The 14,331-nt window shown below is 40.7% G+C and carries 15 protein-coding genes; 14 read left to right on the plus strand and 1 reads right to left on the minus strand.

Going from position 1 to position 14,331, the window contains the following annotated elements; all coding sequences use genetic code 11:
* The 7 genes from rlmN to spoVM all read left to right on the plus strand — a co-directional run bounded on the left by rlmN (nucleotide 1) and on the right by spoVM (nucleotide 6,259).
* The gene (gene rlmN / locus ACZ5XR_RS06675) at nucleotides 1-1,092 is read left to right on the plus strand and encodes a dual-specificity RNA methyltransferase RlmN (protein ID WP_464500889.1); all 1,092 of its coding nucleotides are present in this window, start codon (nucleotides 1-3) and stop codon (nucleotides 1,090-1,092) included.
* 5 nt (nucleotides 1,093-1,097) lie between these two features.
* On the plus strand, nucleotides 1,098-1,847 hold the full coding sequence (locus tag ACZ5XR_RS06680; RefSeq protein ID WP_464502244.1) for a Stp1/IreP family PP2C-type Ser/Thr phosphatase: 750 nt from the start codon (nucleotides 1,098-1,100) through the stop codon (nucleotides 1,845-1,847).
* Between the two features lie 4 nt (nucleotides 1,848-1,851).
* Nucleotides 1,852-3,831 carry a Stk1 family PASTA domain-containing Ser/Thr kinase gene (pknB, locus tag ACZ5XR_RS06685; protein WP_464500890.1) on the plus strand — a complete coding sequence of 660 codons (1,980 nt, stop codon included), beginning with the start codon at nucleotides 1,852-1,854 and terminating at the stop codon, nucleotides 3,829-3,831.
* Between the two features lie 86 nt (nucleotides 3,832-3,917).
* Nucleotides 3,918-4,799, plus strand: coding sequence for a ribosome small subunit-dependent GTPase A (gene rsgA, locus ACZ5XR_RS06690; RefSeq protein WP_464500891.1), 882 nt, complete (start codon nucleotides 3,918-3,920; stop codon nucleotides 4,797-4,799).
* Between the two features lie 2 nt (nucleotides 4,800-4,801).
* Entirely contained in the window at nucleotides 4,802-5,446 is a 645-nt protein-coding gene (gene rpe / locus ACZ5XR_RS06695; protein ID WP_464500892.1) for a ribulose-phosphate 3-epimerase, read from the plus strand.
* A 2-nt stretch (nucleotides 5,447-5,448) separates the two neighbouring features.
* Entirely contained in the window at nucleotides 5,449-6,096 is a 648-nt protein-coding gene (locus tag ACZ5XR_RS06700; RefSeq protein WP_464500893.1) for a thiamine diphosphokinase, read from the plus strand.
* 79 nt (nucleotides 6,097-6,175) lie between these two features.
* On the plus strand, nucleotides 6,176-6,259 hold the full coding sequence (spoVM, locus tag ACZ5XR_RS06705) for a stage V sporulation protein SpoVM (protein WP_035445740.1): 84 nt from the start codon (nucleotides 6,176-6,178) through the stop codon (nucleotides 6,257-6,259).
* A gap of 102 nt (nucleotides 6,260-6,361) precedes the next feature.
* On the opposite strand, the gene rpmB is transcribed toward spoVM, so the two are convergent.
* Complete coding sequence (gene rpmB / locus ACZ5XR_RS06710; protein WP_007087786.1) at nucleotides 6,362-6,550, minus strand: 50S ribosomal protein L28; 189 nt, start codon at nucleotides 6,548-6,550, stop codon at nucleotides 6,362-6,364.
* A gap of 276 nt (nucleotides 6,551-6,826) precedes the next feature.
* On the opposite strand from rpmB, the gene ACZ5XR_RS06715 reads away from it, so the two are divergent.
* The 7 genes from ACZ5XR_RS06715 (at nucleotide 6,827) to plsX (ending at nucleotide 14,331) form a co-directional block, all read left to right on the plus strand.
* Nucleotides 6,827-7,189 (plus strand): Asp23/Gls24 family envelope stress response protein, encoded by a 363-nt coding sequence (locus ACZ5XR_RS06715; protein ID WP_464500894.1) that lies wholly within the window; start codon nucleotides 6,827-6,829, stop codon nucleotides 7,187-7,189.
* A 37-nt stretch (nucleotides 7,190-7,226) separates the two neighbouring features.
* A complete protein-coding gene (locus tag ACZ5XR_RS06720) occupies nucleotides 7,227-8,909 on the plus strand; it encodes a DAK2 domain-containing protein (protein WP_464500895.1) in 1,683 nt (560 codons plus the stop codon).
* 92 nt (nucleotides 8,910-9,001) lie between these two features.
* Entirely contained in the window at nucleotides 9,002-9,664 is a 663-nt protein-coding gene (gene sdaAB / locus ACZ5XR_RS06725; RefSeq protein ID WP_464500896.1) for an L-serine ammonia-lyase, iron-sulfur-dependent subunit beta, read from the plus strand.
* Nucleotides 9,665-9,689: 25 nt separating this feature from the next.
* Nucleotides 9,690-10,574: an L-serine ammonia-lyase, iron-sulfur-dependent, subunit alpha gene (sdaAA, locus tag ACZ5XR_RS06730; protein WP_464500897.1), complete on the plus strand. Its 885-nt coding sequence runs from the start codon at nucleotides 9,690-9,692 to the stop codon at nucleotides 10,572-10,574.
* The gene (gene recG, locus ACZ5XR_RS06735) at nucleotides 10,571-12,619 is read left to right on the plus strand and encodes an ATP-dependent DNA helicase RecG (RefSeq protein ID WP_464500898.1); all 2,049 of its coding nucleotides are present in this window, start codon (nucleotides 10,571-10,573) and stop codon (nucleotides 12,617-12,619) included. The genes sdaAA and recG overlap by 4 nt, the downstream gene beginning before the upstream one ends.
* A gap of 133 nt (nucleotides 12,620-12,752) precedes the next feature.
* Nucleotides 12,753-13,319: a transcription factor FapR gene (fapR, locus tag ACZ5XR_RS06740; protein ID WP_464500899.1), complete on the plus strand. Its 567-nt coding sequence runs from the start codon at nucleotides 12,753-12,755 to the stop codon at nucleotides 13,317-13,319.
* A gap of 13 nt (nucleotides 13,320-13,332) precedes the next feature.
* Nucleotides 13,333-14,331, plus strand: a complete 999-nt coding sequence (gene plsX / locus ACZ5XR_RS06745; RefSeq protein ID WP_464500900.1) for a phosphate acyltransferase PlsX — start codon at nucleotides 13,333-13,335, stop codon at nucleotides 14,329-14,331.

A 14,331-nucleotide genomic window follows, 5' to 3' on the forward strand; every position in this document is an offset into this window, starting at 1 on the left:
GTGGAACAAATTACAACAACCACAGTACAACCAACATCAGAAACAGATAAAAAATCTATTTATTCCCTTCAGCTCCATGAATTAAAGGACTGGTTATCAGAAAATGGTGAAAAGCCTTTCCGTGCCGAGCAAATTTTTGATTGGCTATATAAAAAAAGGATTTCCTCTTTTTCTGAAATGAGTAACCTGTCAAAGGGAGTAAGAGATCTGCTGTCAAGTCATTTTGTCCTGACAACATTAAAAACGGTAATCAAACAAACCTCTTCAGATGGCACCATTAAATTTCTCTTTGAGCTTCATGATGGGTATTCCATTGAAACAGTGTTAATGCGGCATGAATATGGAAATTCCGTGTGTGTCACTACTCAGGTAGGCTGTCGGATTGGCTGTACTTTCTGTGCTTCCACGCTTGGCGGATTAAAAAGGCATTTGGAAGCGGGAGAGATTGTTTCCCAAGTTGTCACAGTGCAGCAAGCTCTGGATGAAACGGATGAACGGGTTAGTTCTGTTGTTATTATGGGGATTGGCGAGCCGTTTGATAATTATGACAATATGTTGTCGTTTTTAAAAATCATCAACCATGAAAAGGGCTTGAACATTGGTGCACGTCATATCACCGTTTCAACAAGCGGGATTGTTCCAAAAATTTATCAATTTGCCGATGAAAATACACAAATTAATTTTGCGATTTCCCTTCATGCTCCAAATACTGAATTACGTTCTAAATTAATGCCGATTAATAAAGCATATAAACTTGATGACTTAATGAAAGCAGTGCGATATTATATCGATAAGACAGGGCGCAGAATCAGCTTTGAATATGGTCTTTTTGGCGGTGTGAATGATACGGTCGAACATGCTGAAGAATTGGCAGCACTTTTAAAAGGGATCAAATGCCATGTGAATTTAATACCTGTAAACTATGTCCCTGAGCGGGATTACGTTCGTACACCAAGAGACAAAATTTTTGCTTTTGAAAAAGCTTTAAAAAATCGCGGTATAAATGTGACAATTCGCCGAGAGCACGGTCATGATATTGATGCAGCATGCGGGCAGCTTCGTGCAAAGGAGCGAAAAGAGGAGACGAGGTGACAGCATTGAAAGCTGTTTTTAAAACGGACCAAGGTAGGATACGCCAGAATAATGAAGATAACGGTGGAACTTTTGTAAACCGACAGGGGCATCGACTAGCCATTGTCGCAGATGGTATGGGCGGACACCTGGCTGGTGATGTGGCAAGCGAAATGACTGTCATACACTTAAAGGAAATGTGGGAGCACTCGGAAGGGATTCAAACAGCAGACCAGGCGGAACAGTGGCTTCAAAGCCATATTTCTCAAGTCAATAGTTTGCTGTTTGATCATTCTCACAATAACCCCGAGTGTGAAGGAATGGGAACAACGATCGAGGCTGTGATTGCAACCGATCGTTTTACAACCATTGCACATGTGGGTGACAGCCGTTGTTATATTTTAAATGATGCAGGATTTCAGCAGCTGACAGAAGACCACACGCTTGTAAATGAATTAGTCCGGACAGGGCAAATCTCGAGGGAGGATGCTGAGCATCACCCAAGGAAAAATGTTATTTTACGAGCATTAGGTACGGAACAAAATGTAAAAATTGATATTAAAACGATCATGTTTGAAGAAGGAGATTTCCTCTTATTATGTTCCGATGGGTTATCTAATAAGGTGAATGAGCAGGAAATGCTGCAAATCCTTCAAAATGATGAAACACTTGAACAGAAGGCTTCAACATTTATAGATTTGGCAAATGAAAATGGTGGAGAAGATAATATCACCCTAATCATAGTAGCTTTTGATGATGAAAATGAAAGAGGGTGATTAAGTGATTATTGGGAAAAGAATAAGCGACCGCTATAAAATTCTTGAAATGATTGGCGGAGGCGGAATGGCAAATGTCTATTTGGCACATGATATGATTTTAGACAGAGATGTTGCTGTTAAAATGCTCCGTCTTGATTTTGCCAATGACGAGGAATTTATTCGCCGCTTTCACAGAGAAGCACAATCAGCTACAAGTCTTGCCCATCCCAATATTGTTAGTATTTATGATGTCGGTGAAGAAGATTCTATCTATTATATTGTCATGGAATATGTAAATGGCCAGACATTAAAACAATACATACAAGGGCACTCACCACTTCGTGTTGAAGCAGCACTTGACATAATGAAGCAGTTGACTTCCGCCATCACACATGCCCATCAAAATCATATTATCCATCGGGATATTAAACCGCAAAACATCTTAATTGATCGAGAAGGGAATGTAAAAATCACCGATTTTGGTATTGCAATGGCTTTGAGTGCAACAAGTATTACCCAAACGAATTCCGTTTTAGGATCTGTTCATTATTTATCACCAGAACAAGCAAGAGGTGGAATGGCAAACCGGAAATCGGATATTTATTCTTTAGGTATTGTCTTGTTTGAGTTGCTGACAGGAAGGCTGCCATTTTCTGGAGAATCAGCAGTATCGATTGCTTTAAAGCATCTTCAATCTGAAACCCCTTCAGTTAGAAGATGGAATCCTAACATTCCGCAAAGTGTTGAAAATATTGTTTTAAAAGCAACAGCAAAAGATTCATTTCATCGGTATAACAGTGTGGATGAAATGGAAGAGGATTTAAGAACAGCCCTAAATTCCGAGAGGCTTAATGAACCTAAGTTTGTGATTCCAATTGATGAGGATGCAACAAAGGCGATTCCGGTCATTACGAATGAACGCCCTCATCAAAACCTTGATGAAACGCTGAATTTTAGCAGTGAAAAAACTGCAGGTAATGGCAAAGAGACTCCTGCAAAGAATGCAAAAGAGCAAAATATTAAGAAAAAACGCAAAAAATGGCCTATTATTTTGATTACAACCTTTATTATTCTTGCAATTCTAGGTATTTTTACTATCACTGTTTTACCAGGTTTGTTAGCATCAAAAGACATTCAAATTCCAGATGTCAGTGGAATGAATGTGGATGATGCGATTTCAAAGCTCCGTCTTGCCGGACTTCAGGCAGGCGATAAAATTGAAATAAACGATGAAAATATCGCCGAAGGAAAAGTGATTAAGACGGATCCCGAGGCTGATAGTACAGTAAAAGAAAATGCAAAAATTACGATCTATGTGAGTGCGGGGAAAGAAAAATATGAACTATCCGATTACACAGGACGACAATTTGATGATGTCATAAGTCTATTGGAAAGTAGAAACTTTAAAGATATTATCAGAAATGATGTGTATGATGACAGTCCGCCAGGTACCATTATTAGTCAAACACCAACTAGTGGAGAAAATATTGTTCCTGAAGATACTGTTCTTGAGTTTCAGGTTAGTAAAGGAGTCGAAAAATTCCCTTTAAAAGACTTAACCGAGTACAATTTAAAAGCCGCACAAGATTATGCGGAATCTATGGGGTTTACAATAGATACTTCTCAACAAAAATACGATGATACGGTTCCTGCTGGAATGGTCATCTCGCAATCACCTGCACCTGGAACGGAAATGGCAAAAGGCGACAAGGTTAAACTGGTTATATCCAAAGGGAAAGAGGAAAAACCGCCTAAGACGATCGTCAAGGAAATAACCATTCCTTATGAACCAACAGAACCAGGCCAACCACAGCAGGTTCAAATTTTGATTGAAGATATGAATCATAGTGTGTTAGAACCGACAGATTCATTTCTGATCACAGATACAATAAAGCGGCGGATTGAACTTACTATTCAATCAGGTAAAAAAGCGGAATATAAGGTGATGCGTGATAATAAGGTCATTATCGATGAGTCGATTAACTACGATGCTGCGGAATAAAAGCCTTGTTTGGACTGTTTTATTCTTGCCAGTGAGTGCTGATAAGGGTAAATTCATTTGGTTAGAAAAAAGCAAGGAGTGTAGCTATGCCTGAAGGGAAAATTGTCAAAGCATTAAGCGGGTTTTATTATGTGCTTTATAATGATGAACTGATTCAATGTCGCGGCAGAGGGGTTTTTCGCAAGAATAAAATTACCCCTCTTGTTGGGGATGAGGTTGTTTTTCAGGCTGACCATGAGTCTGAAGGATATATTCTGGAGGTAAAGCCAAGAAAAAATGAATTGATTAGACCGCCGATTGCAAACGTCGATCAAGCCATTCTTGTTTTTTCCGCTGTCGAACCTGATTTTAGTCCTGCTCTATTAGACCGATTTCTTGTTTTGGTTGAATTTAATCATGTCCAGCCGCTTATTTGTATTACAAAAATGGATTTAACCAATAAAGATGAGCAGCAAGCGGTCATTCAATATGCTGAGCAATACAAATCAGCCGGCTATGAGGTCATCCTTACATCATCAGAGACAGAAGCGGGTATCGAACAATTGAACCCGCATATTGAAAATAAAATCTCTGTCTTTGCTGGTCAATCTGGCGTAGGAAAATCATCCTTATTAAATGTATTACGGCCGGACCTTGATTTAAAAACAAATGATATATCGGCCCACCTTGGAAGAGGAAAGCATACGACACGCCATGTAGAGTTAATTAAAATTGGCAATGGTCTTGTTGCTGACACACCAGGCTTTAGCTCCTTAGAATTTACAAATATTGATACTGAGAATTTAGCTTTTTGCTTCCCTGAGCTTAGAAAAGCGAGCGAGGAATGTAAATTTCGCGGTTGTTTGCATGTGAGCGAGCCAAAATGTGCTGTGAAAGCTGCTGTTGAAAAAGGAGAAATCCCAACAAACCGTTATGAGCATTATTTGGAATTTTTACAAGAAATAAAAGAGAGAAAGCCGAGGTATTAATCATGGTAAAAATTGCGCCTTCCATCCTTTCAGCTAATTTCTCCAAATTGGGGGAAGAGATTTTAGCAGTTGAAAAAGGAGGAGCCGACTATATCCATATCGATGTGATGGATGGACACTTTGTTCCAAATATTACAATTGGGCCTCTGATTGTTGAGGCTGTACGCCCAATTACCAAGCTGCCGCTTGATGTACATCTGATGATTGAAAATCCTGACCAATATATAGAAGCGTTTGCCAAAGCAGGCGCTGATTATATCACCGTTCATGTGGAAGCCTGCCGGCATCTCCACCGGACCATTCATCATATTAAATCTTTCGGCGTGAAAGCTGGCGTCGTATTAAACCCGGCAACGCCGGTTACATCCATTGAGCATATCATTGGAGATGTTGATATGGTGTTGTTAATGTCGGTTAACCCTGGATTTGGAGGACAAAAATTTATTTCTGAAGTCCTCCCGAAAATACGAAAAGTAAAAGAAATGGCAGACGAAAAGGGAGTTGCCGTTGAAATCGAAATTGACGGCGGTGTCAATCCGGAAACAGCAAAGCTGTGCATGGAAGCAGGCGCAACGGTTCTGGTTGCCGGTTCTGCCATCTATAATGAAGAAGATTATGCGAAGGCCATTTCATTAATAAGAGGATAAAAATGAATATCAATATCATGGCAGGCGGCCCTTTAGAGAATCTTCCTGATCTTCATCCGTATTTATCTGATGGAAGCATTTGGGTTGGAGTCGACCGCGGTGTCTATCATTTGTTAAAAAAAAATATTTTGCCGAGGATTGCCTTTGGTGATTTTGATTCGGTTAATCATGAAGAGTTAGCAGAAATTGAAAACATGGTAAAGGAACTAAAGCGATTCAAGCCGGAAAAGGATGAGACGGACCTTGAGCTTGCCCTTCAATGGGCTATCAGCCAAAATCCGGACACCATTCAAATATTTGGTGCTACAGGTGGAAGGCTTGATCATTTATTTGGTAATGTCCAATTATTAATTCACGCTTTGCAGACAAATGATCTGCCTGAAATTATCATCATTGACAGGCAAAATCATCTATTTGTAAAAGGGCCAGGCTGTTATCAAATTAAAAAAATCCCGGCAAAAAAGTATATTTCCTTTGTCTCTGCAACAGAAAATATCTCAAATCTTACACTTGACGGCTTTAAATATCCATTGAAAAATCGTCATATTTCACTTGGGTCCACACTATGTATTAGTAACGAACTTATTAGTGATTATGGTACTTTTTCATTTTCAGAAGGCATATTAATAGTGATAAGAAGTCATGATTAATATGGTACTGATTTTATTCCTTTGAATAATATGGTAAGGATTTATGAAAAAGAGATGTGTAGATTTGAGGAGGGACAGTATGAAATTTTATACGATTAAACTGCCGAAATTTTTGGGCGGGCTTGTCCGAGCGATGATTGGGGCTTTTAAGAAAAACGAATAGGCATGTTCATTTAAGCACCTGATTACTCAGGTGCTTTTATTTTTGGTGTCTGTGGGAAGGATAAAAAAGAAAGAGCACCCAAAAGGATGCTCTTTCTTATTATTAAACGCGTTCTACTTTACCAGATCTTAACGCTCTTGCAGAAACCCAAACACGTTTTGGTTTTCCGTCAACAAGAATACGTACTTTTTGTAGGTTAGCACCCCATGTGCGCTTATTAGCGTTCATAGCGTGAGAACGTGCATTACCAGTTGTAGTTTTCTTTCCAGTTACAACACATTTACGTGGCATAATGATTTCCCTCCTTAACTACCAAAAGCTTTATAAAGCATTTCATTTAATCAGATGGTGCCATCTGGTTAAGAAAAATGGCATGGCCATATTTTCTGCTCAAAAGATACCTTAATAATTTATCATACAAACTTGCTGAATGCAATAGTTGTAAACAAACCTTTCAAGAAAAAAACCTTGACAACCAAAATTAGGCAAGTCATACTTTCCAATTTACAGTGACTATAGTAAAATGACTGTAGTCAAGGAGCATTTTTACAGGAGGGGGAACGATTCATGTCCATTGAATTAAAAACGAAATACGGACAAATTGATATTTCAAATGAAGTAATCGCTACCATCGCCGGAGGAGCCGCTATCGATTGCTATGGAATTGTCGGCATGGCCTCAAAAAACCAAATAAAAGACGGCTTTACAGAAATTTTAAGAAGAGAAAATTTTACTCGTGGAATCATTGTTCGTCAAGAAGATGAGGAAGTACATATTGATATGTATATAATTGTTAGCTATGGAACGAAAATTTCCGAGGTTGCCCATAACGTTCAATCTAAGGTGAAATACACCCTCGACAAGACTGTTGGACTTGCTGTTGACTCGGTAAATATTTACGTTCAGGGTGTTCGTGTGACGAACCCTTAAGTTCGTGTAACGAACCTCTAGTGGAGGAGGAAAGTTAGTGTCAATTACATCTTTAGATGGAAAACGTTTTGCAGAGATGGTGATCCAAGGAGCAAATCATCTATCAGCGAATGCAAAAATGGTTGATGCCTTAAACGTTTTTCCTGTGCCCGATGGTGATACTGGAACAAATATGAACTTATCGATGACCTCCGGGGCCAAGGAAGTTAGAAGTAATGTCCAAGAGCATATAGGTAAGGTCGGAATGGCTTTATCTAAAGGCCTTTTAATGGGAGCACGCGGAAATTCGGGGGTTATTCTGTCCCAATTATTCCGTGGTTTCTCAAAGGCAGTCGAGGCCAAATCGGCCATTACGGGGAAGGATTTTGCTCAAGCACTTGAAACGGGCGTAGAAACTGCTTATAAAGCGGTCATGAAACCGGTTGAAGGGACAATCCTTACAGTTGCCAAAGATTCCGCTAAGAAGGGCGTTCAGGCTGCCGAAAGAACTGATAATATTATTGAAATTATGGAAGAGGTCTTACTGGAAGCTAAAGCTTCACTTAAACGAACTCCAGATTTACTTCCGGTTTTAAAGGAAGTGGGCGTTGTTGACAGCGGCGGCCAAGGTCTTGTTTTCGTTTATGAAGGATTTTTAGCGGAATTAAAAGGGGAACAATTGCCAGATTCACCAACTTTCATGCCAACAATGAATGAGCTGGTAAGTGCTGAACATCACAAAAGTGTGCAAAGCCATATGAATACCGAGGATATTGTGTTTGGCTATTGCACCGAATTTATGGTCAAGTTTGAAAAGGAAAAAACAGCCAAGCAGCCCTTTAATGAGGAAACATTCCGGAATGATTTGAGTAAATTTGGTGATTCCCTTCTTGTGATTGCCGATGAAGATGTAGTAAAGGTGCATATTCATTCGGAACATCCCGGTGATGTGTTAAGCTACGGGCAGCGATATGGCGGGTTAATCAATATGAAGATTGAAAATATGCGCCAGCAGCACTCCAATATTGTTGGCGAAACCCATACACCTCTTGTTAGCGGAAAAGTGGAGAAGTCAAAAGAACAATTGGAATATGGTGTTGTTTCTGTAACCATGGGAGCAGGTATTGCGGATTTATTTAAAAGCATTGGAGCCCATGCGGTGATTGAAGGCGGCCAGACGATGAATCCCAGTACGGAGGATATCGTAAGAGCAATTAATGATGTGCATGCGAAAAAGGTTTTTATTTTGCCAAATAATAAAAATATTATTATGGCAGCGGAACAAGCAGCAGAAGTGGCTGAAGCAGAAGTGTTTGTGATTCCATCCAAAACCGTCCCACAAGGTCTATCTGCCTTATTAGCCTTTAATTCTGCCAGTGATGCCCAATCAAATAAATCGGCAATGACCGAAGCGTTGCAGAATGTGAAAACCGGACAAATTACCTATGCCGTTCGTGATACCCATATTGATGGAATCGATATCCAAAAAGATGATTTTATGGGGATTGCGGAAGGAAAAATTATTGTAAAAAATAAAAATAAGGTAATTGCGGCACAGGATCTGCTTGCCAAGATGCTGGCTGAAGATTCGGAAATCTTAACGATTATATACGGAGAAGATGTGGCAGAGGCTGATGTAGAGGCTCTTTCTGAGTATGCTCAAGAAAATTATCCAGATTTGGAAGTTGAACTTCACAACGGCGAGCAACCATTATATTCTTTTATCTTTTCAATTGAATAAGGAACAGCTAAAATAAGGAGGGGTTACCCTTCTTATTTTTTTATTAATATTATTTTACCTTTTAAAGATCGCTTGCAAAGGGAGAGATACATGTGAAGTATAGAAGCGTGTTTGATATAATTGGACCGGTAATGATTGGACCATCTAGTTCCCATACTGCCGGGGCTGCGAGAATTGGCCGCGTGGCAAGAAGCTTATTCGGCAGAGAACCAAAATGGGCCAATATTTCTTTATACGGTTCATTTGCAAAAACATACAAAGGTCATGGGACAGATGTAGCAATTGTCGGCGGGTTATTGGATTTTGATACAGATGATAAACGGATTATAAATGCTCTCGATATTGCCAAAGAAAAAGGCATAAAAATACGCTTTATTGAAGAAGATGCCATTACAGACCACCCAAACACGGCAAGGGTGATTATCGGTGACCATAATGGAGAGCTTGAATTGGTGGGAATCTCCATTGGCGGCGGAAAAATTGAAGTGACAGAGCTTAATGGCTTTGAATTGAAATTATCCGGAAACCATCCTGCCCTATTAGTGGTTCATAATGACCGTTTTGGAACAATTGCCAGTGTAGCCAACACGCTTGCAAAATACGAAATTAATATCGGTCATATGGAGGTTTCCCGTAAAGAAAAAGGAAAGCTTGCCCTTATGACAATTGAAGTAGACCAAAACATTGAGGACAAACTAATAGATGAACTAGAACAGTTGCCGAATATTTTAAAAGCAACAAAGATTGTGGATTAATTAGCATCGATGAGGAGGAATTCTGATGTTTCGTAATGTAGCAGAGCTTGTAGAACTTGCTAATAGTCAAAATAAAAAAATCTCTGACATCATGATTGAACAAGAAGTTTCAGTCACTGGCCGATCAAGAGAAGAAGTACTTGCCTTTATGGACCGGAATTTAAGAGTGATGGAAGAGGCTGTTGAACGCGGGATTAAAGGTGTAAAATCTCATTCCGGTTTAACCGGCGGTGATGCTGTATTACTTCAAGCATATATCCAAAAGGGAAACTTTTTAACCGGTGAAACCGTGTTGGACGCTGTTAGTAAAGCGGTTGCAACAAATGAAGTGAACGCTGCAATGGGGACTATTTGTGCAACACCTACCGCAGGTTCCGCTGGTGTTGTTCCTGGAACATTATTTGCATTAAAACATAAGCTTAATCCTACTAGAGAGCAAATGGTTTCATTTTTATTTACATCAGGTGCGTTTGGATTTGTCGTCGCTAATAATGCTTCCATATCCGGAGCTGCTGGCGGCTGTCAAGCCGAAGTAGGTTCTGCCGCAGGGATGGCTGCAGCTGCCATCGTCGAAATGGCAGGCGGAACTCCGGAACAATGTGCCCAAGCCTTTGCCATTACGTTGAAAAATATGCTTGGACTAGTATGTGATCCTGTTGCAGGGCTTGTCGAAGTACCATGTGTGAAACGAAATGCAATGGGAGCGGCCAATGCAATGGTTGCGGCTGATATGGCATTAGCCGGTGTAACAAGCCGCATTCCATGTGATGAAGTCATTGATGCAATGTATAAAATTGGTCAGTCAATGCCATCAGCCTTAAGAGAAACAGCACAGGGAGGGTTGGCGGCTACACCGACGGGTCGTGAGCTCGAGGCGAAAATCTTCGGTATTCCGCTTAAAGAAAAGTGAATTCAAACCTAAACCAGTCTGTTACTGTCCTTAAAGGTATTGGCGAGGAAACAGCTGAGACGTTTGCTGAGATGAAAATTTTTACCATTCACGATTTATTGGAATATTTCCCTTATCGATATGAAGACTACCGCCTCCGCGAGCTTTCCGAAGTACAGCATGAAGAAAAAATAACGGTTGAAGGGAAGGTTCACAGTGAGCCTTCTCTTGTCTATTATGGCAGGAAAAAATCCAAAATCACCATACGTCTGTTTGTAGACCGTTACTTAATTAAGGTTGTGTTTTTCAATCAGCCCTATTTAAAAAATAAAATAGCGATGAATGAAACCATAACGGTTACCGGTAAATGGGATGCCCACCGGCAAACGATCACAGCGAATGAAATGCAGGCAGGACCCTACGCAAAAGTGAAGGATTTTGAGCCTGTTTATGCTCTCAGAGGAAAAATGACGACAAAAGGGATGCGTAAATTTATTAACCTTGCTTTTATGCAATATGGAAGTTTCATAGAAGATAATCTTCCACACGCGCTAATAGCAAGGTACAAATTATTAAACCGCCGCGATGCGCTGCACATCATGCATTTTCCCCAAACGGCAGAGGATGTAAAACATGCGAGACGCAGATTTGTTTATGAGGAATTTCTCTTATTCCAATTAAAAATGCAGGCATTAAGAAAATTTGAACGCGAGCAATCCCCGGGTATCATGCAAAAATACAAAATAGAAAAAGTAAAAGAATTCATTAAAAGTCTGCCATTTCCTTTAACAAATGCCCAAAAAAAGGTGGTCAATGATATTTTAGCCGATCTGAAATCGCCGCTTCGGATGAACAGACTTCTTCAAGGAGATGTAGGTTCAGGAAAAACAGTTGTGGCGGCAATCGGTTTATATGCCAGTATTACGGCCGGATATCAAGGGGCATTAATGGTTCCAACTGAGATATTGGCCGAGCAGCATGCGCAGTCTCTAAAAGAATTATTGGAGCCTATGTCCGTCCACACAGAACTTTTAACCAGTTCGGTTAAAGGGAAACGAAGACGAGAAATCCTTCAGAAATTAGCGGAAGGCGAAGTAGATTTATTAATTGGTACGCATGCCTTGATCCAGGATGAGGTTGAATTTAAAAAATTGGGATTTGTCATCACTGATGAACAGCATCGCTTTGGGGTGGAGCAGCGGAGAGTATTGCGGGAAAAAGGGGAGAATCCCGATGTTTTATTTATGACGGCAACTCCCATTCCACGTACATTGGCAATCACGGTTTTCGGAGAAATGGACGTATCGGTGATCGATGAAATGCCCGCCGGCAGAAAAACGATTGAAACGTATTGGGCAAAACCGGAAATGCTTGAGCGGGTCCTGGCGTTTGTCGAGAAAGAATTAACAAAGGGGCATCAGGCCTACGTGATTTGTCCGCTGATTGAAGAATCCGAAAAGCTTGATGTGCAAAATGCCATTGATGTTCATACCACGCTGGTTCATTATTTTCAAAATCGGTTTCAAGTTGGATTAATGCACGGCCGGTTAAGTTCAGATGAAAAGGATTCCGTCATGAAGGCCTTTAGCAGCAATGAAGTGCAAGTTCTTGTTTCGACGACGGTTGTCGAGGTCGGAGTAAACGTCCCCAATGCGACGATGATGGTCATTTATGATGCGGAAAGATTTGGCCTCTCCCAGCTGCACCAGCTGCGTGGACGTGTCGGCAGGGGCAGTGATCAGTCCTATTGTATCCTGCTCGCAGCCCCCAAGTCGGAAGTTGGACAAGAACGAATGAAAATTATGACAGAAACTAACGATGGCTTTGTTCTTAGTGAAAAGGATTTGGAACTAAGAGGCCCGGGGGACTTTTTTGGAAAAAAACAAAGCGGTGTTCCCGAATTTAAAGTTGCAGATATGGTTCATGATTATCGGGCACTTGAAACGGCAAGAGCGGACGCAGCTTTAATGATTCAGTCGGATGCCTTTTGGACTGCTCCGGAGTATGAATTCTTAAGAAGGCATCTCGAGGAAACCGGCGTCCTTGAGGGAGAAAAACTGGACTAAACTAGTCATGATAAAAGAATAATAATCAAGAAAAGCAGATTGCAGGCATAACAATTATTTCTTGCAATCTGCTTTTTCTGCTTATATACTACTATTAGTACTTAGTCATAAGACCTCGGACGGTGTGGTAATCATGAAGAGAAGCAAAAAAGAGCGGCAACATTTATTATCAGCTACCATAAAAGACAATCCTTTCATTACGGATGAAGAGCTTGCTGATAAATTTCATGTTAGTGTCCAGACAATTCGGCTTGACCGGCTCGAACTTTCCATCCCCGAATTGCGTGAACGGATAAAAAATGTGGCCGAAAAACGCTTTGATGATGAAGTTCGTTCCTTACCGATTGAAGAAATTATTGGTGAAATTATTGATATTGATCTCGACCAAAGTGCTATTTCCATTTTAGATGTGAAAGACGAGCATGTTTTCAAACGTAACAGAATTGCCCGTGGTCATCATTTGTTCGCCCAGGCGAATTCACTTGCTGTTGCTGTCATTAATGATGAATTGGCTTTAACTGCAAAAGCCAATATTCAATTTAAACGTTCTGTCAAACAAAATGAACGGGTGATTGCAAAGGCAAAAGTTTTAACCATTGATGGTGATTTTGGCAGAACGATGGTCGAAGTGAAAAGTTTTGTAAATAATGAGTTGGTTTTTACAGGTGAATTTGAGATGTACCGTTCGAAAAACCAATAAAGGATGAGCGAAAATGAAAATTGCTATCGATGCGATGGGCGGCGATCATGCCCCTAAAGAAGTCGTCATAGGAGCAAGGAAAGCCATAGAAGAATTTCCTGATTTACATATTACCCTTGTAGGGGACGAAAGCAAAATTAAAGAGCATTTAACGAATGAAGAACGAATTACCATCCTTCATACAACAGAGATTATTCTTGGAACAGATGAGCCTGTTCGAGCGGTCCGGCGTAAGAAAAATGCCTCGATGGTACTTGCGGCACAGCAGGTGGCAGATGGCAATGCGAATGCCTGTATTTCTGCCGGCAACACCGGTGCATTAATGGCTGCAGGTTTATTTGTGGTAGGCAGGATTGAAGGGATCGATCGTCCGGCTCTTGCACCTACACTGCCAACGATTGGCGGAGAGGGTTTTCTTCTACTTGATGTCGGGGCAAATGCAGATGCGAAGCCTGAGCATTTATTACAATATGCGATTATGGGTTCCCTTTATAGTGAAAAGGTAAGAGGCGTCCAAAAACCAAGAGTGGGGCTATTGAATATTGGAACAGAAGAAAAAAAGGGAAATGAATTAACGAAGGCCTCCTTTGAACTCTTAAAGGACTCTCCTTTGAATTTTGTCGGGAATGTCGAGGCACGCGACCTGCTTGAAGGGGCAGCTGATGTCGTCGTTACGGACGGTTTTACCGGCAATATGGTGTTAAAAACGATTGAGGGTACGGCGCTGACAATGTTTAAAATGTTAAAAACTGCCCTAATGAGCAGTCTAAAAAGTAAACTGGCAGCTGCTGTCTTGAAACCCAACCTTGTTACATTGAAAAAAACGATGGATTATTCGGAATATGGCGGAGCAGCACTTTTTGGCTTAAAAGCACCCGTCATCAAGGCGCATGGCTCTTCCAATGCACAAGCTATCTTTAGTGCGATTCGCCAAACGAGAGAAATGGCCGCAAACGATGTCGTCGGCCTCATAAAGAAAACAGTGGAAGAAACTAAAAAAGAAGGTGTTTAA

The sequence above is a fragment of the Neobacillus sp. Fa239 genome (assembly GCF_055395235.1).